The 18,906-nt window shown below is 34.8% G+C and carries 17 protein-coding genes; 5 read left to right on the top strand and 12 right to left on the bottom strand.

Annotated features, from left to right (window positions below):
* Positions 1–2 precede the first annotated feature (2 nt).
* Positions 3–521, bottom strand: a complete 519-nt coding sequence (locus BA768_RS09720; protein WP_034674759.1) for an RNA polymerase sigma factor — start codon at positions 519–521, stop codon at positions 3–5.
* A gap of 448 nt (positions 522–969) precedes the next feature.
* On the opposite strand from BA768_RS09720, the gene BA768_RS09715 reads away from it, so the two are divergent.
* Complete coding sequence (locus BA768_RS09715) at positions 970–2,172, top strand: aminopeptidase C (protein WP_065720577.1); 1,203 nt, start codon at positions 970–972, stop codon at positions 2,170–2,172.
* Between the two features lie 590 nt (positions 2,173–2,762).
* On the opposite strand, the gene BA768_RS09710 is transcribed toward BA768_RS09715, so the two are convergent.
* On the bottom strand, positions 2,763–3,824 hold the full coding sequence (locus BA768_RS09710) for an NADH:flavin oxidoreductase (protein ID WP_065720576.1): 1,062 nt from the start codon (positions 3,822–3,824) through the stop codon (positions 2,763–2,765).
* Positions 3,825–3,954: 130 nt separating this feature from the next.
* On the opposite strand from BA768_RS09710, the gene BA768_RS09705 reads away from it, so the two are divergent.
* Together BA768_RS09705 and BA768_RS09700 are read left to right on the top strand one after the other, a co-directional pair.
* Positions 3,955–4,347: a winged helix-turn-helix transcriptional regulator gene (locus tag BA768_RS09705; protein ID WP_051882668.1), complete on the top strand. Its 393-nt coding sequence runs from the start codon at positions 3,955–3,957 to the stop codon at positions 4,345–4,347.
* 154 nt (positions 4,348–4,501) lie between these two features.
* Positions 4,502–5,635, top strand: a complete 1,134-nt coding sequence (locus BA768_RS09700; RefSeq protein WP_065720575.1) for a hypothetical protein — start codon at positions 4,502–4,504, stop codon at positions 5,633–5,635.
* Positions 5,636–5,688: 53 nt separating this feature from the next.
* Here the strand turns inward: BA768_RS09700 and BA768_RS09695 are convergent, their stop codons facing one another.
* Positions 5,689–8,121: a thiamine pyrophosphate-dependent enzyme gene (locus BA768_RS09695; protein WP_065720574.1), complete on the bottom strand. Its 2,433-nt coding sequence runs from the start codon at positions 8,119–8,121 to the stop codon at positions 5,689–5,691.
* A 137-nt stretch (positions 8,122–8,258) separates the two neighbouring features.
* Between BA768_RS09695 and BA768_RS09690 the strand changes: the two genes are divergently transcribed.
* Entirely contained in the window at positions 8,259–8,552 is a 294-nt protein-coding gene (locus tag BA768_RS09690) for a hypothetical protein (RefSeq protein WP_034674748.1), read from the top strand.
* Between the two features lies 1 nt (position 8,553).
* Here BA768_RS09690 and BA768_RS09685 read toward each other — a convergent pair whose 3' ends face one another.
* From BA768_RS09685 to queA, 4 genes are all read right to left on the bottom strand, one after another.
* A complete protein-coding gene (locus BA768_RS09685; RefSeq protein ID WP_065720573.1) occupies positions 8,554–9,531 on the bottom strand; it encodes a polyprenyl synthetase family protein in 978 nt (325 codons plus the stop codon).
* A 209-nt stretch (positions 9,532–9,740) separates the two neighbouring features.
* The gene (locus tag BA768_RS09680) at positions 9,741–10,622 is read right to left on the bottom strand and encodes a hypothetical protein (protein WP_065720572.1); all 882 of its coding nucleotides are present in this window, start codon (positions 10,620–10,622) and stop codon (positions 9,741–9,743) included.
* Between the two features lie 67 nt (positions 10,623–10,689).
* Positions 10,690–11,724 carry a 23S rRNA (adenine(2503)-C(2))-methyltransferase RlmN gene (gene rlmN / locus BA768_RS09675; RefSeq protein ID WP_065720571.1) on the bottom strand — a complete coding sequence of 345 codons (1,035 nt, stop codon included), beginning with the start codon at positions 11,722–11,724 and terminating at the stop codon, positions 10,690–10,692.
* Positions 11,725–11,813: 89 nt separating this feature from the next.
* Positions 11,814–12,863: a tRNA preQ1(34) S-adenosylmethionine ribosyltransferase-isomerase QueA gene (gene queA / locus BA768_RS09670; RefSeq protein WP_034674738.1), complete on the bottom strand. Its 1,050-nt coding sequence runs from the start codon at positions 12,861–12,863 to the stop codon at positions 11,814–11,816.
* Between the two features lie 197 nt (positions 12,864–13,060).
* Between queA and BA768_RS09665 the strand changes: the two genes are divergently transcribed.
* A complete protein-coding gene (locus BA768_RS09665; protein ID WP_034674735.1) occupies positions 13,061–13,753 on the top strand; it encodes an AIM24 family protein in 693 nt (230 codons plus the stop codon).
* Between the two features lie 39 nt (positions 13,754–13,792).
* Here the strand turns inward: BA768_RS09665 and BA768_RS09660 are convergent, their stop codons facing one another.
* The 5 genes from BA768_RS09660 to BA768_RS09640 form a co-directional block, all read right to left on the bottom strand.
* Positions 13,793–14,284 (bottom strand): DNA-deoxyinosine glycosylase, encoded by a 492-nt coding sequence (locus BA768_RS09660; protein ID WP_034674732.1) that lies wholly within the window; start codon positions 14,282–14,284, stop codon positions 13,793–13,795.
* A 202-nt stretch (positions 14,285–14,486) separates the two neighbouring features.
* Entirely contained in the window at positions 14,487–16,481 is a 1,995-nt protein-coding gene (locus BA768_RS09655) for a S9 family peptidase (protein WP_065720570.1), read from the bottom strand.
* A 180-nt stretch (positions 16,482–16,661) separates the two neighbouring features.
* On the bottom strand, positions 16,662–16,961 hold the full coding sequence (locus BA768_RS09650; protein ID WP_065720569.1) for a hypothetical protein: 300 nt from the start codon (positions 16,959–16,961) through the stop codon (positions 16,662–16,664).
* A gap of 215 nt (positions 16,962–17,176) precedes the next feature.
* On the bottom strand, positions 17,177–18,151 hold the full coding sequence (locus tag BA768_RS09645) for a 2-hydroxyacid dehydrogenase (RefSeq protein ID WP_065720568.1): 975 nt from the start codon (positions 18,149–18,151) through the stop codon (positions 17,177–17,179).
* Between the two features lie 119 nt (positions 18,152–18,270).
* On the bottom strand, positions 18,271–18,669 hold the full coding sequence (locus BA768_RS09640) for a DUF1801 domain-containing protein (RefSeq protein ID WP_065720567.1): 399 nt from the start codon (positions 18,667–18,669) through the stop codon (positions 18,271–18,273).
* Positions 18,670–18,906: the final 237 nt, after the last annotated feature.

Here is an 18,906-nt window from a genome sequence, read left to right as displayed (position 1 = left end):
GTTTAAATGTTGTGATTTACGAGAAGTTCCTGTAATTTTTTCCTTGCAAAATTCAGCTGGGATTTTGAAGTACCTTCACTTATTGAAAGCATTGTTGCAATTTCTTTGTGCGGATACCCTTCAATGGCAAACAGATTGAAAATGGCTCTGCAACCTTCAGGAAGAAAATTCAAAAGCTTCAAAATATCTTTTTCAAAGGATAGGTTTTCCACTTTAGAATCAGGAGATTCTATGAAATTTTCATCTAAAGAAATATGCAGAGATTTTGTACTTCTTAGTTTCTGCAGACATTCATTCACGGCAATTTTTTTTGCCCATGCTTCAAAAATATCATGGTTTTGCAGTTGGTCAAGCTTTGTGAAGATTTTATAAAAAGTATCTGCCAATACTTCTTCTATATCCTCGTCGTTTTTCAGGTAACGTTTGCAGACCGAGTACAGTTTACCAGCCATTTTTTCGTAAACTTTCCGCTGTGCATTGCGGTCGTTCCGCTGACATTCTAACAGTAATTCTTTTTCCATAGTCAAGCTTTATACTCTTATAGATGCAGGAAATTTCTCGCAGGTTGGAAACATTATAAACTTTTTTTAAAAATAATGAAATACTTTAAGCGGTTGGTTGTTTTTAGTTGATTGTTGATAGATTTATAAAAACTAAATTGAACACAAGTTCACAAAGATTTCTTTAATGATTGACTGTTTCAGGTTTAATGGGCCGTTCACTTGTAAAAGCTACTAATTTTTATCTGATGAAAGATTATTATAATATTTATTAATATTTCCAAACACCACAACGCTCAAACTCTAAAGCTCTCCAACTCAATTTTAACCCTTTTTTAACAGTATCTTTTGTAACATATTCTTAATATTGCCGACTATTACGATATAATTTAAAGCTGATAAAGTTTTATTTATTTAAATTTTTAATTGAATAATTCATATCATCTTTAAAACAAATAGATTGTTACTTATGAAAAACAAAAGATTTGCGTCACTACTTTTTGTTTTATGTGCAGGAAGTATGATGTTTGCTCAGGATGACCTGATCAACAAGTTGAAGAACAACCAGTCTCAAAATGCCAATTTCCAGTTTACTACGTTGAAAGATGTCGGTGCTACTTCGGTGAAAAACCAGGGTTCATCGGGAACTTGCTGGAGCTATTCAGGAAATTCTTTCCTTGAGTCTGAAATGCAGAGGATGGGTAAAAAGCCCGTTGATTTGGCAGAAATCTTTACTGCTAGAAATTCTTATCACGATAAAGCGAAATTGTATGTTTTGAACAGCGGAGCAATCAGCTGGGGAGACGGAGGTGAGCTTCATGATGTGGTAAACATGTATAAAAAGTACGGTGCTGTTCCACAGGATGTTTACACTGGTTTGAAAGCCGGACAAACATTGAACAACTTTAAAGAGATGCAGGAAAAATTAAAACCTGTATTGGATAGTCTTGTTGCAGATTCTTCAAAAGGAAAATTGTCTGATAACTGGATGGATTCTGTAGATGCTATTCTGGATGAATATTTAGGAAAAGTTCCTGCAAACTTTACGTATGAAGGAAAAAATTATACTCCGAAAACTTTCGCTAAAGAAGTAGTAGGAATTAATCCTGAAGATTATGTTGAAATTTCATCATACAAAGATTATCCTTACTATCAGAAATTTGTAGTTCCGATTCCTGATAACTGGAGCCATGATTCTGACTGGAATGTTCCGATGAAAGATCTTACTGCAATTATCGATAATGCCGTAAACAAAGGGTATTCTGTAGGTTGGGCAACCGATGTTTCCGAGCCTTATTTCTCTTATAAAAATGGAGTTGCCTATGTTCCGGATGCAGATTTAGACCAAATTAACAAAAGCAACAGCGGAACTTTATTTACAGAACCGAAAAAAGACAAAACCATTACTGAAGACATGCGTCAGAAAGCACTAAACAACCTTTCTACAACGGATGATCACGGAATGCATATCGTAGGTTTGGCAAAAGACCAATCTGGTAAAGAATATTATATGGTGAAAAATTCTTGGGGTGTAACCAATGATTTTGATGGATATTTATATGTGACAAGACCGTATGTTGAGTATAAATCAACTGCAATTCTGGTTCATAAAAATGCAATCCCAAAAAACATCAAAAAACAACTGAAACCAACGAAAAATATTGGTTTGTAAGAAGAAATCATTATTGTCTAGGTGACAATTAGATATTTAAACTTGTTAATGACCGTCTGAATTTTATTCAGGCGGTTTTTGTTTTAGAAATTTGCTAATCTTTTTAACGCAAAGTATGCAAAGTTTTTTCACTAACATCTGCATATTTTTTGTTCGCAAGGGCACTTCGTTCAGCAAATGACAGCAGAAGCTTTAGCTGAATTCCTCTCCTACTAATTCGAAAATAATGATTAGAAGCCAGCGAAAAACACTGGTTTGTAAAGCGAGATTATTATTGTCTAGATAGCAGTAATGTTCAGCTAAGGCTAGATTTGCTTTGCTGAGTGAAACGCCTTTGCGAACGAAAAATGTTTTCAATACATTCAAAAAAACTTTGCGGTCTTTGCGTTTAAAATAAATTTTAAGCTATTTAAAACAAATAAAAAACCGCTCTCAAAAATTTGAAAACGGTTCTTCTAAAATTAAAAAAATTATAGGTAAAATTATGTGTAATATAAAAAAGTGAACTGCCCATTTTACTTCGCAGGTGAATAGTGGAAATAAAGTTTAAATAAATTGACCACGAAACAAACCAGCAATTCACTCTGTTCTTAGTAAAGAACTCCTAAGCTTGAGCCTTCGAAATTAGCAAGCTCTTCTACTCTTCCGTCTTTGATCTTCTTTGCCCACTGATAATCGCTTAATAAAGCACGCCCGACTGCAACCAAATCAAAATCCTGACGATCCAATCTTCTTACCAATTCTGTAAGATCTGCTTTCTCTGAACCTTCTCCTGCAAAAGCCGCCATGAAGTCGCTGTTCAGCCCTACAGAACCCACTGTAATTGTTGGTTGACCCGTCAGTTTTTTTGCCCAACCTGCAAAGTTCAGATCGGAATCTTCAAATTCCGGTTCCCAGAAACGTCTTTGCGAACAGTGGAAAATATCAACTCCCGCTTCTTTTAATGGTAATAACCAATCTTCCATTTCTGCAGGATTTGCGGCCAATCTTGATTTATAATTCTGTTGTTTCCATTGAGAAAGACGCAGAATAATGGTAAAATCTTCCCCAACTGCTGCTCTTATTGCTTTTATAACATCAACTGCAAATCTGCTTCTTTCTTTAAGTGTTTTTCCGCCATACTCATCGTTTCTTGTATTGGTTACTTCCCAGAAAAACTGGTCGATCAGATATCCGTGAGCTCCGTGCACTTCCAAAACATCAAATCCCAAATCTTTGGCTGATTTTGCCGATGCCGCAAACTGAGCGATTGTATCCTGAATATCTTCCAAAGTCATCGTAGAAGCTTTCTCCATATCAACCAACGGATAATCCGGGGAGCTTCTCGTGTCACCGACATGCCAGATTTGAGGTCCCATTTTTCCTCCGTTCTGATGAACCGCATCGATAACGTTTTTCCAGCCGTTTAATGCTTCTGTTCCGTAGAAGTTAGGGATATTCTGCATATTTTTCGAACCCGGCCTGTTGATTACCGTTCCTTCTGAAAGAATCAATCCTACTTCTGAAGCTGCTCTTCTTGCATAATAATCTGCAATTTGCTGAGTCGGAACTCCGTTATCAGATTGCGCTCTCGTCATCGGAGCCATTACGATTCTATTTTTTAGTTCTAAATTCTTGTATTGAAAAGGTGTAAATAATGATTCTGTGCTCATTTTTAACTTTTATTTTATAATTGTTACACAAAGTAACTAATAATAGTTCATTTTTGTATCTTTCAATTGAAAAATAGTGGTAACTTTGCAGTAACTTACATTAGTAACCTGAAAGTAACGGATTAATTTTATGAAAAAAAACGAATTAATGGAATACAGCTGTCCTCTTGGCAAAGCCATGTCTGCCTTGGGAAGCAAATGGAAACCGATTATTGTTTTGGTAATCAAAGACCGAAAATTACGTTTTGGCGAACTTGCCGTACGAATTAATGTTATTTCAAGAAAAGTTCTTACCGACCAGTTAAGAGAAATGGAAACCGATGGCTTGGTTATTCGTGAAGAATTCAAAGAACTTCCGCCAAGGGTTGAATATTCGTTAACAGAGAAAGGTTTGGCACTTCTTCCGATTTTATATCAACTGGAAGAATGGGAGACGAAATATCATGTTTATGACCCTGAAAAAGCGAATGACTGCAAGACTCTTTTGGAAAAAAGAGAGAAGAAAAATGCGGTTGTCGGATAGACATCTCAAGTTTAATATGAAATTCTGAACTGATTATTTGTTATTCATAATCTATTTTAATATTAAAATTTACAAATTCATCACCATTAATATTTTATTAAATTGATGCTTTTTCCAAGAAAAATTTCTTTTTTTGTGAATTGAATTTTACCCGATGATAAAAACTTCAAAACAGCTAAAGCTTTATGCCTATTTAGGATTTCTTGTAATTGTTTTAGCCTATGTTTTTATTCAATTGTACATTAAATCGAATCTTCCGACTGTCGGATGGACAATTTCTGACTGGCTGATCAATTACGAAGACGGAGGATTTAAGAGACGTGGTTTATTGGGTAGTATGATGTTTCTTATTCATGATTATTTTAAAATTCCGCTTCATACACAGGTTTTCTTAGTTCAGTCACTTTTCTTTATTCTTGTTTTTTGTTTTTTGATCCGGTTGATTTTATCAAAAAAACTGAACTGGGATATTTTGATTCTAGTATGTTCGCCACTTTGCATTTTGTATTTGCCTGTAAACATATTTAATTCCGGCAGAAAAGAGATCATTTTACTCGCTTTGTTGTTGTATTTTGCTTCAGGTGAAATCACAAGAATGAAGAAAATACTGTTATTTACAGGTTTTTTATTGGGTTTGTTTATTCATGAACTCTTCTATTTCTACTTACCATTTGTAATCGCTTTTTATATTCTTAAAACCAAGAAAATTGATCTGAAATATTTAGGAAGCCTTACTTTACTATCAACTCTTATTATGATCGTTTTGTTCTTTTTCGGTGGTGAAATCAACCAGGGGCAAAGTATTGAACTATTAAAAACCCGTGGAATTGAGCTCGACAAATGGAATATTTTCACTTACAACGCCACAGAAGAAAGAGAGAATATGATTATTGCTTATAAATCTTATATTCTTTTTGCAGCAGAGCTCTTCCTGATGATTTTTTTATCATTTTCTTTTATAAAAAAATATTTGCCGGAATATAAAAATGCCTTCAGATTATTTATCATTATTTCATTGGCTTGGGTAAGTCCTCTTTACTATTTGGGTGCAGACTGGTTCCGCTGGAATCATATTTATTCATTATCGCTGATTATACTGATCATTTCTGCTTTACCAAACAATAACAATACAGATAAAAGATTTTATATAGACGGGAAATTCAATATTTCTTTGTTTCTGATAATCATTTTATTTTTCATCATTTTCTACCTTCATATTCAATATGATACTTCGGGGAATTCAGAAGAATATTTGATGAATTATATTAAAACCAAGCTACATTTATAATCAAAAAAACCGCTCTCCGAAGAAAGCGGTTTTAAAATTTATTTAAATCCTAATTAGAATATCGCAGGATATTTCTGAGGATTTGTTTCGTTAAACATCGCATAGATTTTTTCAACCATATCGTCTGAAGACGGCTTAGAGAAGTAATCTCCATCACTTGCATATGCCGGTCTGTGGTCGTTTGCAGCAATCGTCAACGGATCAGAATCCAAGAATCTGAAAGCTTTTTGCTTTTCTAAAATCTGTTGAAGAATAAACGCTGAAGTTCCGCCTTCCACATCTTCGTCGATTACGACCAATCTGTTCGTTTTCTTTACAGATTCAGCGATTTCGTGCGTTAAATCGAAAGGAATTAATGACTGAACATCAATTACTTCCGCAGAAATTCCTAATTTTTCAAGTTCTTCTGCTGCTTCCATTACAATTCTCCAGGTTGAACCGTACGTTACCAAAGTAACATCTTTTCCTTCTTTTGTTACCTCGATTTTCCCAACAGGAACAGTGAATTCGCCTAAGTTATCAGGTTGTTTTTCCTTTAATCTGTATCCGTTAAGACATTCAACAATTACCGCTGGTTCATCACTCTGAAGCATTGTATTGTAGAATCCGGCAGCTTTCGTTAAGTTTCTAGGAACTAAAATTAAAATACCTTTTGAAAGGTTCAGAATTCCCGCCATCGGCGAACCTGAATGCCAAACTCCTTCCAATCTGTGACCTCTTGTTCTGATAATTACAGGAGCTTTCTGACCCCCTTTTGTTCTGTATTGAACCGTCGCCAAATCATCACTCATCCCTTGTAAACAATACAAAATATAGTCTAAATACTGGATTTCAGCGATTGGTCTCAAACCTCTCATCGCCATACCAATTCCCTGACCAAGAATCGTCGCTTCACGGATTCCTGTATCGGCAACACGGACGTCACCATATTTTTCCTGCATTCCTTCAAGACCCTGGTTTACGTCACCGATATTTCCGGCATCTTCTCCAAATACTAAAGTTTCAGGATATTTTTCGAAAATTTTATCAAAATTATTTCTCACCACTACTCTTCCGTCTACATCTTCGGAACTTTCAGAATAGATTGGCTTGATTTCCTTTACATTTTCAGCTTTCCACTGCGACTGAGAGTATAAATGAGAAGAATAATTGTCTTTTTCAACCTCAAAAATCTCATTATACTTTTGCATCAATTGGTTTCTTTCCGCAGAATTTGTTTCTCTTGTTGCCAACAAAGATTTTCTTACCAAATGAAAAACATCTTTCTTTGCTTTTGAAACTAATTTATTGAATTGATTGATATAGTTTTCAATTTCAATATTTTGCCCTTTAAGATTTTCAACTAAAGGTAAAACTGAACTGATTAAATCTGTAATTGTTTTCTGGTAATTTTCCCAAGCCTGTTTTTGTCCGGCTTTCACTGTTTTTTTGGCTTCTTCATCAATAGCATTCAATTCTTCATTGGTTGCTAAAACCTCTTCTTTACCTTCAATTTCGATTGAATAATTTGAAATCCATTCTCTGAATTTCACCAATCCGTCGAACTGTGCTTCCCAAGCCAGACGATCTTCATTTTTATATCTTTCGTGAGATCCTGAAGTAGAGTGACCTTGCGGCTGCGTAACTTCAATAACATGAACCACAACAGGAACGCTCTCAACTCTTGCAAACTGTTCAGCTCTTGCATAAGCATCCAATAATGCCGGATAATCCCAAGCTTTCACCTGGATAATTTCACATCCCTGAAACTCTCCTTCTTTTCTTTGGAAACCGCTCAACATTTCAGCAATGTCTGCTTTTGCTCTCTGCTTCATCGTAGGCACAGAAATTCCGTAACCGTCATCCCAAATGGAAACAATCATCGGAACCTGAAGCGCACAAGCTGCATTCAACGTTTCCCAAAAATGACCTTCCGCCGTAGAAGCGTCGCCAATCGTTCCGAAAGCGATCTCATTACCGTCTTTCGAAAACTTTTCAGAACCGTCGAATTTTACTGATTTATATATTTTTGAAGCCTGAGCTAATCCTAATAATCTTGGCATTTGCCCTGCAGTAGGAGAAATATCCGAAGAAATATTTTTCTGAGCCGTTAAATCTTTCCAGCTTCCGTCTTCATTTAAACTTCTGGTTGCAAAGTGACCGTTCATCTGTCTTCCGGCAGAAGCAGGTTCTCTTTCAACACTGGTATCGGCGTATAATTGTGCAAAAAAACTTTCAACAGTAAGAGCATCTGCAGCCAAAGCAAAAGTCTGATCTCTGTAATATCCTGAACGGAAGTCACCGTTTTTGAAAACTTTCGCCATTGCCAATTGCGGCAACTCTTTTCCATCTCCGAAAATACCGAACTTGGCTTTTCCGGTAAGCACTTCTCTCCTGCCCAAATAAGACATTTCACGAGAAATTCTTCCTAATTTATAATCTTCAAGTATCTGATTTTTAAAGTCCTGAAAGGAAATTTGCTGAGTTTCAATATAGGTTGTCTGCATAGCCAAATATAAAATATTTTTTATTTTGAAGTATTTTGCTAATATACACTTTTTAAATTAATTTTAATTTTTAATAATCTTTTTTAAAAATTTGATAATAAAAAAAATTGTAATTAACTTGAAATAAATTTGTATTGATGGAAAAAAAGTCTTCACATATTCTTAATGCTTCGAGCAATCTTTTGGGATTCTCTCTGGTCATTATTACATCACTGAAAATCACAAAAATAAGTCACAGTACCCATTTAGATGAGTTTGCAGGTGTAGCATGTCTTTGCTTTGCATTCAGTTGTTTCTTCTCATTTCTCGCCATCCGTTCCAAAAAAGAAAAGACAGGAAATAAATTTGAGACTATTGCGGATTATTTATTTTTAAGCGCATTATTTTGCATCGTACTTGCTGTGATTATTGTAACGATGAGAATAATTTAAATCAGAATTTACGCTCGATAACGTAATCCAACATGGTGTGAAGTGATCTTCGTACTTCAGAATCGGGAAATTCATTGAGAATATCTTTTGCTTTCTGCTGGAAATCTTTCATAACACCGATTGCGTAATCTAATCCTCCAGAACTTTTCACAAAGGCAATCAGTTCTTTTACACGTTTCTGATCGTTGTTATAACGTTTTATCGTATTGAAATAGTATTTTCTGTCGGTTTCGCCAGCTGTTTTCAGAGTATGAATCAGAGGTAAAGTCATCTTTTGTTCCTTGATATCAATACCAACAGGTTTTCCGATAACATTTGAGCTTAAGTAGTCAAATAAATCATCCTTGATCTGAAAAGCCATTCCGGTATATGTTCCGAAATCCATCATTTTTTTTGCCAGATTTTCATCAACACCATTTGACACTGCGCCGATTTCACAGCACGCAGCAATTAAAGTTGCCGTTTTCTGACGGATAATTTCATAGTAAACATCTTCGGTAATATCTAGTTTTCGCGCTTTTTCCAACTGAAGAAGCTCACCCTCAGACATTTCTCTGATTGTTCTTGAAATTACAGACAACAAATCGTAATCTTTATGGTCTGTAGAAAGTAAAACTGCTTTTGACAACAGAAAATCACCTACCAAAACCGCAATCTTATTCTTCCATAAAGCGTTGATTGAAAAGAAATTACGACGCTTAAAACTTTCATCCACCACATCATCATGTACCAAAGTAGCGGTATGAATCAATTCGATCATTGACGCACCACGGTAGGTTTTTTCATTCACTTCACCGGTAAGTTTTGCACAAAGAAATACAAACATAGGACGCATCTGCTTCCCTTTTGTAGTAACGATAAAACGTGTGACTTTATCTAATAAAGGTACTTTACTCTGCATTGATTCGTAAAACTTTTGTTCAAAAAGCTTCATTTCCTCATTGATTGGTCGCTTGATTTCTTCTACAGTGTTCGCCACAGTCTTCGAATGATGGATAAATTATTAATTCCCACAAAGATAATTTTTTTCGGGCAATTTTAAGGAAAATTAAACCATTAAGAAAACGAAAAGATCAAGAGTTGTTAAAAATTATAAATTGATTGAAGCTTTATGCCAAATAATTCATCAGAATCTTAAAAAATCCAAATCACTTTATTTTTAAAAAATTTGCCTTAATGTTTAAAAACTTAATTCTTTTTTAATTTTTCAATCGGAATAAAATAAAAAAATGGCTTGTTTTTTTTAATCGGAGAATAGAATTTTTCTCCTGAAATATAAACTCCTGCTTTATCTACAGCAATTCCTTCGATCTGACCAATTGATAAGGCACTTCCCAAATAAAGTTTTCTTGGATTGTGCTTAAAGAAAATCCCGGGTTCAGATTCATTGAAAATCATAAGAAAAACTTCAGTTTTTTTGGTGTATCCTACAACGAACAACTTTTTATCGTAATAAGACGCATCGGAAATCATAAAACCTGTTTTGTAAGCTTCTATTTTTTGTGCGGTTTGATTTTCAAAATTTTCGGGATCAATTGTGTAATGCGTTGTTGATTTTGAAGCCCATTCTTTGGTGAAAATGTGGATTTTTCCATTTAAATAAATCATCGACTCCAGATCGAAATCGGTATTGATATTTTTAGAAGTAAAATCCTTTTGTTCCGGATAATAGAAAGAGATTGTTTTAAGCGAATCATTGACCAGCTGATTATTCTGAAAAGGAATTCTAAATATTTTTAAATCTTTCCTTGTTCCTGCATTATTTCCAAAATCTCCAATGTAAAAGTTTTTTCCGTCGTTGGTTAAAGCTTCCCAATCTTTATTTTCTACGTTTGTTTTTAAAGTATTGAGAATTTTTCCCGACGTTTTATCTATTTCGTATAATTCTGCGGGATTTCCACTATCATTGAAAGTGTATAACTTATTATCGAAAAAATTCAATCCTGAAGTTTCCTGAATAGAATCATTTAAAATTGCAACACGGAATTTTTTAAGCTTAAAAATTTCGGATTGTTGCGCATTTAAAACAATTGAAAAACTGACAATAAATAACAGAAAAACCTTCTTCATTTAACAAAAATAGGGTTTTTGATGTGAATGGATTATTAAGTAATTATTTTGAGAAGTTCATTCAGATCTATTCGGCAGTTTTGTTTGCCAACTGTCCGCAAGCGGCATCAATATCACCACCTCGGCTTTTTCTTACCATGACGGTAACTCCGGCTTTTTCGAGTTCACGAACATATTTTTCTTCCGCAGCGACGCTCCGGTGATCAAACTTTCCTTCCCCAATCGGGTTGTACTGGATTAAATTAACTTTGGAAGGAACTTGTCGGCAATATTTAATTAAGGCTTTAATATCTTCATCTTTATCGTTGATGCCTTTCCAGACACAATATTCAAAAGTGATAACAGAACCTGTTTTTTTGTACCAATATTGAAGTGCCTCCATAATATCCGTTAAAGGAAATTTATCGGAAAACGGCATAATTTCATTTCTCGTTGATTCTACCGCTGAATGCAGAGAAAGTGCAAGCTTCACCCTCAATTCATCATCTGCCAACATTTTGATCATCTTCGGAATTCCGGATGTAGAAACGGTAATTCTTCTCGGAGACATTCCCAAACCTTCCGGCTGGGTAATTTTTTTGATGGCTTCCACAACATTTTTGTAGTTCATCATCGGCTCTCCCATTCCCATAAAAACAATGTTGGTAAGCGGACGATTGTAATACTCTTTGCTTTGTCTATCAATTAATGCGACCTGATCTACAATTTCCGCCACTTCAAGGTTTCTCATTCTTTTCAGTTTCGCAGTAGCACAGAATTCACAATTTAAAGAGCAACCGACTTGCGAAGAAACGCAGGCTGTCGTTCTGGTTTCTGTAGGAATTAAAACAGATTCCACCATTAATCCATCGTGCAGTTTCACTCCGTTTTTAATCGTTCCGTCTGTCGATTTCTGAAACTGATCTACCGCCGCAGGATTCATGACAAAATCACGGATAAGATGCTCTCTCAGGTTTTTTGAAAGATTCGTCATCTCTTCAAATGAATGAAGATTTTTACTCCAGATCCAGTCATAGACCTGCTTGGCACGAAATGGTTTTTCACCAATGGTGCCGAAATAGTCTTTGAGCTGATCAAGAGATAAAGTTCGAATGTCTTTCATAGAATTGTTGGGTGCGGGATGATGGGGTGTTTGATGAAAGATTGAGCGCCGAATTGCAAACATCCAGCACCCAGCTTCCATCATCTATCTTAAAGAATTAGCATTGCATCTCCGTAAGAGTAGAATTTGTACTTCTCTTTTACGGCTTCTTCGTATGCATGCATTACGAAATCTCTTCCTGCAAACGCTGCAATCATCATAATCAATGTAGATTTTGGCGTGTGGAAGTTTGTGATCATCGTATTGGCAACTCCGAAATCGTGTGGCGGATAAATGAATTTATTTGTCCAACCCTGAAATGCAGAGATTTTTTTATTTGAAGAAACAGAAGTTTCCAAAGCTCTCATTGTAGTTGTTCCTACTGCACAAACTCTTCTGTTTTCCTGTACTGCATTGTTGATAATCTGAGCATTTTTCTCATCAATGATGATTTCTTCGGACTCCATTTTATGCTTAGAAAGATCTTCAACTTCGATTGGGTTGAAAGTTCCCAAACCAACGTGAAGGGTTACCTCAGCAAAGTCGATTCCTTTGATCTCCAATCTTTTCATCAAATGTTTTGAGAAATGAAGACCTGCAGTTGGTGCTGCAACCGCTCCTTCTACTTTCGCATAGATGGTCTGATATCTTTCTGCATCTTCAGGTTCAACATCTCTTTTGATGTATTTCGGAAGCGGAGTTTCTCCCAATTCTTTCAATTTAGCTCTGAATTCTTCGTAAGAACCGTCGAATAAGAATCTTAAAGTTCTACCTCTTGAAGTAGTGTTATCAATAACTTCAGCAACCAAAGATTCGTCTTCAGTAAAGAAAAGTTTGTTACCAATTCTGATCTTTCTTGCAGGATCTACCAAAACATCCCAAACACGAGTCTCTTTATCCAGTTCTCTCAACAAGAAAACTTCGATCTTAGCTCCTGTTTTTTCTTTATTTCCGTAAAGACGAGCAGGGAAAACTTTTGTATTATTAAAGATGAAAAGATCTTTCTCGTCGAAATAGTCTACAACGTCTTTAAATAATTTATGCTCAATAGTTTGCGTTTTTCTGTCTAAAACCATTAATCTGGCTTCATCTCTATGCTCTGAAGGGTGTTCTGCCAACAATTCTTCAGGAAGGTCGAAATTAAAATCGGATGTCTTCATTTTTTAAATTACGGTTTAAAAATTATAAAAATTACAGGGTGTAATTTTCGAGGTGCAAATATACAACATTCTATACCCCTTTGTCAAGTATTTATTTCACTCCTCTTTATTCATGGTTATTACAGATGGTAATTTTATTATTTTTAATCTCATTTGAAAGAAAATTTCGCTATTTTGGCTTATCAAAATATTAAACGATGAGCAAATATTCAATTGAATCTTTTGTAAATGAAACAAAAGAAAATCCATTAGAAAGAGATTATTTCGAACTGGAAAAACCGGCACTTTTAGAAATCAATTTAAATAACCAAGCAGTCTGGACAAAAACAGGGAGCATGGTTGGCTACATTGGTAACATCAACTTTGAAAGACAAGGGATGCTTTCCGGCGGACTGGGAAATCTATTAAAAAAAGCAATCAGCGGAGAAGGTGCTAAACTAATGAAAGCCGAAGGAACAGGAAAATTATATGTAGCAGATGACGGAAAAAAGGTAAGAATTCTGCATTTAAACAATGAAACGGTCTGTGTAAACGGAAATGATGTTTTAGCACACGAACAAAGTATAAAAAGTGACATTACCATGTTAAAAAGTATCGCAGGAGTAATGTCGGGCGGACTCTTTCAGGTAAAGCTTTCCGGAACCGGACATATTGCCATCACGACACATGGTGAACCTCTGACGTTATTGGTAACTCCTGATGCGCCCGTTTTTACTGATCCTAATGCAACAGTCGCCTGGTCAGGAAATTTAAGTCCGGAACTGAAAACAAATGTTTCTTTTAAAAGCCTTATCGGAAGGGGAAGCGGAGAGGAATTTCAGATGAAATTTTCCGGAAACGGATGGGTTTTGATACAGCCGTATGAAGAGGTTTATAGGGTAGAAAAATAGTTTTAAAAAGTACGAAAGCAACTTCAAGGAGTTGCTTTTTTAGTTTAAATATTCCAATATCTTTTTCCATTCTTCAAATTTCCTTTCAAAAGAAATGGTGTGAAGCGGACTGGTTGATGGCAATAAATGAATGGGAATTTTAAAGCTTTTACCTAATAATTTCTGTAAATTTTTATAGGATTTTCCGCCATTGCAAAAGATGGCTGTAATGTTTGGATGGTTTTTCAAAAGCTCTTCAATTTGATTCGCTTCTTCATTCTTTATTTCTGAATCAAGACTCCCTTTTCTTTCGCAGGAATCAATAACATCCCAAAGTGCAATGTGGTGATTTTTTAAAACGTTGATTCTTTCAGTATAATCTTCCGTAAAATTTTCATTAAATAATTCAAAAATAATTTTCCAGAATTTGTTTTGAGGATGACCGTAATATTGCTGTTTTTCTAAAGATTTTACACCAGGAATTGAACCTAAAATTAAAATTTTGGAATTATTATCAATGATTGGTGGAAATGAGAAAATTCTGTTTTGCATAGTTGAAATGTGTAAGTTTTGGCTAAAGCCTTCTTCATTCTGGAAACAAAAAGCGGGCTAAAGCCCGCTCCTATTGATATTTTATCTTTAATTATATAAATGTTTTAAATTATATAAATATCTTGACCACCCCGTCTCAATTTTCTATGAAAATTGATCCACTCCTCCAAAGGAGGGGAATTTTGAAATGGAAAATTAAGATTTATAAAGTTTCTTTCAGCCAGTCAAAGAATTCTCTTTGCCAAACCAAGCCATTTTGCGGATGAAGAACCCAGTGGTTTTCGTTCGGGAAATAGACTAATTTAGATTTTAAACCTTTCAGTTTTGCAGCCTGGAAAGCTTCCTGACCTTGCTCGTAAGGAACACGGAAATCAATTCCACCCTGAACGATCATGATTGGCTTATTCCATTTATCAACAAAATTGCTCGGATTGAATTCCGTATATGCTTTCGGAAGCGGTTTTTCCCATGGAGAACCTAAATCCCAGTTTGCAAACCATAATTCTTCAGTCGTTAAATACCAGGATTTCATATCAAACAAACCATCGTGAGCGATGAAAGTTTTGAATCTGTTTTCGTGAATTCCGGCTAACATAAATACGCTGTAACCTCCGTAACTTGCACCAACTGCTGCAACTCTATCTCCATCAACATATGGTAAAGTTTTCGCATAATCGGTCGCTGCCAAATAATCTCTCATCGGTTGTCCTCCCCAATCTCTTGAGATTTCTTCGTTCCATTTTGTTCCCCAACCCGGCATCCCTCTTCTGTTTGGTGCTACAACAATGTATCCGTTGGCTGCCATTAAAGAGAAATTCCATCTTGTGCTGAAAAATTGTGTTAATGCAGATTGTGGTCCACCCTGACAATATACCAAAGTCGGATATTTTTTATTCGGGTCAAAATTAGGCGGATAATGGAACCATACTCCCATTTCTTTTCCGTCTGAAGTTTTCACCATTTTAAGCTCAGATTTTCCCTGAGAAAGTTTAGCATAAATGTCTTTATTTGCATCTGTGATCTGCTTTAATTCTCCATTTTTAAGATTAACAGAGAATATTTCCGATGCATGATTGATGTCTGTTTTTGAAACTAAAAGTGAAGTTTTTTGGTCAGCAAAAATTTCATTGATATCAAAATCTCCTTTTGTAATCTGCTGAACTTTTGAATCTTTAGGATTTAAAGAAAATAACTGCTTTGTTCCTCTGAAAGCTGATGTAAAGTAAATCGATTTTGAATCTCCACTCCAGAAAACATCTCCGGAAACAGATTCGTCCCAGGCTTTTGTAAGGTTTGAAGTTTTCCCCGATTTCCAATCCATCAGTTTGATGTCGTTTTTATCGGCTTCGTAACCGTCTCTTTCCATACTTTGCCAAACCAAAGATTTTCCGTCAGGACTGAATTTTGGGTTTACATCATATCCTTTATTGGATTCCGTTAAATTTTTTGTTGTTCCGGAAGCTAAATCGTAAGCAAAAATATCGGTGTTTGTACTTGTCGAATATTCTTTTCCGCTTTTCGGTTTTGTCACGTATAATAATTGTGCAGAATCGGGGCTGAAAATAAAATCTTCCGCTCCACCGAAAGGTCTTTGCGGAGAATCCCATGTTTTTCCTTCCAATAAATCTTTTGCAGCTTCTACTTTATCTGAAGTATTAACAACAAAAACATGATTGTATTTTCCTTCATTGAAATAATCCCAATGTCTGTGGTTCAAATCAGTATAAACCTGCGCTGTTGTTTTTGGAGTATCGGAATATTTATCTTTCCCCATTAACTTTTCTACCAAAACCTGCTTGCTGAACGCAATTTTCTTACCATCCGGAGAAATAACGATATTATCCGCTTCACCAATGTTGTAAAATTCTGACCAGATTTTCCCGTTGTCTTTAGAAAGGAAAATCTTATCGCCTTCCTGAGCATAAATTCCGTTTTTATCCCACTGAATTAATGCTTTTTTACCTAAATCAATTTTAGAAGACTGATTATTGATAACATTCAGAAAATAATTTTCACTTTTTGTTTTTTCGGTTTTAAGATCGGTTTGTCCGATTTTATAAATCAGTGAAGAATGATCGGGAGAAACTGCCTGTACACCAACTTTTTTCAAAGTCCAAAGAATTTCAGGCGTCATGAGTTGTTGTGCATTCATAACCAACGGAGCTGCCAAAGCGAGCAGACTGTGCTTCAATTTCATATGTAAATACTTTTAAAAGAATTTCAGAATAATAAATTTCGTTAATTCTTATTTTAATTCAAAGATTGCCAAAGTTAATATTTAATATAAAAATAAGCGAATGAATTAGGAAATTAGTTTTATACGTTTTCATATTTAAAACTCAGACATAAAAAATCCCGCTTCAGTTGCGGGATTATATTAAGTAACAATATCTTCGTTTTCTTCTTCGTGGTCATCTTCATTATCACTACGGCTATAAGAACTGTTCTCTTCATCCGGAAGCTGATCGGTAATCTGCTCAAAATTGTCGTCGTCTTCTGCTCCGGGAATATCCAGTCCGTAAGGCATTTCGTCATTTACGTGTGATGGGTTTGTAATAGGATTACCGTCGCCATCTAAAGGAATATGCTCTTCTCTGTTGAAAATATCTTCGCCCGGATTATAATCCATTTCCTCTAATTTTCTGTCTTGTTCGTTTTTGTTATCTTCTGGTGTCATAATATTGTATTTAGTGTTGATGTTTTAAAAGACAAAAATGAGTCCAATTTTTTAAAAAGAGACAAGGAAAAGTTTAAAGAGCCAAGTCAAAAGTAAAAAGAGGCAAGTTGAAGAGATTAAGCTTATGATTTTCTATCTGTAAACCGAAAACTTAAAATCTATGAAATATAATGTCTAAAATTCCCTAATAAAACTCGTATCCCGAATCCCGAATCTCAAACCTCATACACTTCCGGATTTGCGATGTGTGGCATTTTTTCTCCTTTTGAAAAAGCAATTAAGTTTTCTGCCGCCAATCTTGCCATTCCGTTTCTTGCTTCAATGGTTGCAGAACCAATATGTGGAAGAACACAAACATTTGAAAACTTTAAAATAGGATCATTCTCTTCCATAGGTTCCGGATTGGTAACGTCTAAACCTGCGCCCCAAATTTCTCCTGAAACCAAAGCTTCATATAAATCTTTTTGGTTGTGAAAACCTCCTCTTGCCGTATTGATGAAAATTGCATTTTTTTTCATTTTTTTGAAAACTGAAGCATCAAACAAATTGCTTTGCTCTGGTTTAAAATTCGCATGAATGCTCAAAACATCCGATTGTTCAACCAACTCATCGAAAGAAACGTATTTTGCATCGAGTTCATTTTCAGCTTCTTCATTACGATTTCGGTTGTGATAAATAATATTCATTTCGAAAGCTTTCTTGCATTTTTCAGCCATTTCGAAACCAATTCTTCCCAAACCAAAAACTCCCAAAGTTTTACCATACAATTCCTGACCAAGCTCGTATAACGGATCAAAGTTTCCCCAATTGTTATCTTTTACTTTCTGAAAATAAAAACTCGCTTTTCTCGCAACCGATTGCATGAGTAAGAATGCGACATCTGAAGTAGCACGGCTTAAAACATCGGGTGTATTTCCAACCGGGATATTTCTTTTATTGGCTTCCTTAATATCAACATGGTCAAAACCTACGCTGTACAAAGCAATTGCTTTGATATTCGAATATTTTTCGAAAAACTCCGCATCAAATTTATTTTGTCCTACATTTAAAATTGCATCCGCATCTTTGCAGTAGTTAAGCCACTCTTCCTGAGAAATATTTGTATTTTCCGGAATGATTACTTCCAATCCGGCATCTTCCAGCATGGTGATTCCTATTTCAGGAATTCTTTTATTGATAAAAACTTTCATTATTTTGATATATTTAATTTAAATAAAAAAAACCTCACTGTTTTTCAAATGAGGTTTATATTGATTGATTGAATTTATTCATAACTATCGAAATTCAATTTTCGTTCCGATTATAATTTTTATCCTTTAATTTTGATCAGTTCACCTTTTCTTTTTACAATATTTTTATAATCCCACTGAATTTCTTCAGATTTTTTAAGCCAACGTTGAACATCATTTTGATCAATTTCGCTGACGCTATTATAAAATATTGATGCATCCTGAAATTTTTCACCTTCTACATTGAGTTGTTCTTCATTAAAAGATTTTCCGCTCCAAAACATCAGGCGAAGTCCTTTTTTCTGTTTGCTGTAACCTACAATCGGATTTCCATCCAGAAACCAAACGGGATTTGCATGCCAGATTTTGTTTTCAGCATCATTTAGACCTGAATCAATTAATTTAGAAAGCAAAGTGAAGATTTCTTTATCTGAATCTGGTTGCTTTTCATTGTAATCTAAAATATCGGGATTAATCATATTATCAAAAATTTATGAATATGTTTAATTATAATATTTTTAATTCAAATAAATAACTTTTGAATATTAAAATTACACAATATTAGAATTAATAAATATAAGTAAAATTAACCCGTAGTGCATTATCACACAATAGCTATTTTAATATTATTCATTTTTCTTTTATAAACAAAAACATTTATGAATTGGATAAATGTGAGTGTCATTATTTTACTTAGTATTCTTGTTTTGAATCCA

This window comes from Chryseobacterium sp. CBo1 (assembly GCF_001693475.1).
In the GTDB taxonomy this organism is placed as follows: domain Bacteria; phylum Bacteroidota; class Bacteroidia; order Flavobacteriales; family Weeksellaceae; genus Chryseobacterium; species Chryseobacterium formosense.
This window is presented reverse-complemented; position numbering and strand designations above follow the sequence as displayed.

Coding starts and splice junctions, on each gene's coding strand:
- BA768_RS09720 (WP_034674759.1), bottom strand. CDS start 521: ATGGAAAAAGAATTACTGTTAGAATGTCAGCGGAACGACCGCAATGCA.
- BA768_RS09715 (WP_065720577.1), top strand. CDS start 970: ATGAAAAACAAAAGATTTGCGTCACTACTTTTTGTTTTATGTGCAGGA.
- BA768_RS09710 (WP_065720576.1), bottom strand. CDS start 3,824: ATGAGCACAGAATCATTATTTACACCTTTTCAATACAAGAATTTAGAA.
- BA768_RS09705 (WP_051882668.1), top strand. CDS start 3,955: ATGAAAAAAAACGAATTAATGGAATACAGCTGTCCTCTTGGCAAAGCC.
- BA768_RS09700 (WP_065720575.1), top strand. CDS start 4,502: ATGATAAAAACTTCAAAACAGCTAAAGCTTTATGCCTATTTAGGATTT.
- BA768_RS09695 (WP_065720574.1), bottom strand. CDS start 8,121: ATGCAGACAACCTATATTGAAACTCAGCAAATTTCCTTTCAGGACTTT.
- BA768_RS09690 (WP_034674748.1), top strand. CDS start 8,259: ATGGAAAAAAAGTCTTCACATATTCTTAATGCTTCGAGCAATCTTTTG.
- BA768_RS09680 (WP_065720572.1), bottom strand. CDS start 10,622: ATGAAGAAGGTTTTTCTGTTATTTATTGTCAGTTTTTCAATTGTTTTA.
- rlmN (WP_065720571.1), bottom strand. CDS start 11,724: ATGAAAGACATTCGAACTTTATCTCTTGATCAGCTCAAAGACTATTTC.
- queA (WP_034674738.1), bottom strand. CDS start 12,863: ATGAAGACATCCGATTTTAATTTCGACCTTCCTGAAGAATTGTTGGCA.
- BA768_RS09665 (WP_034674735.1), top strand. CDS start 13,061: ATGAGCAAATATTCAATTGAATCTTTTGTAAATGAAACAAAAGAAAAT.
- BA768_RS09660 (WP_034674732.1), bottom strand. CDS start 14,284: ATGCAAAACAGAATTTTCTCATTTCCACCAATCATTGATAATAATTCC.
- BA768_RS09655 (WP_065720570.1), bottom strand. CDS start 16,481: ATGAAATTGAAGCACAGTCTGCTCGCTTTGGCAGCTCCGTTGGTTATG.
- BA768_RS09650 (WP_065720569.1), bottom strand. CDS start 16,961: ATGACACCAGAAGATAACAAAAACGAACAAGACAGAAAATTAGAGGAA.
- BA768_RS09645 (WP_065720568.1), bottom strand. CDS start 18,151: ATGAAAGTTTTTATCAATAAAAGAATTCCTGAAATAGGAATCACCATG.
- BA768_RS09640 (WP_065720567.1), bottom strand. CDS start 18,669: ATGATTAATCCCGATATTTTAGATTACAATGAAAAGCAACCAGATTCA.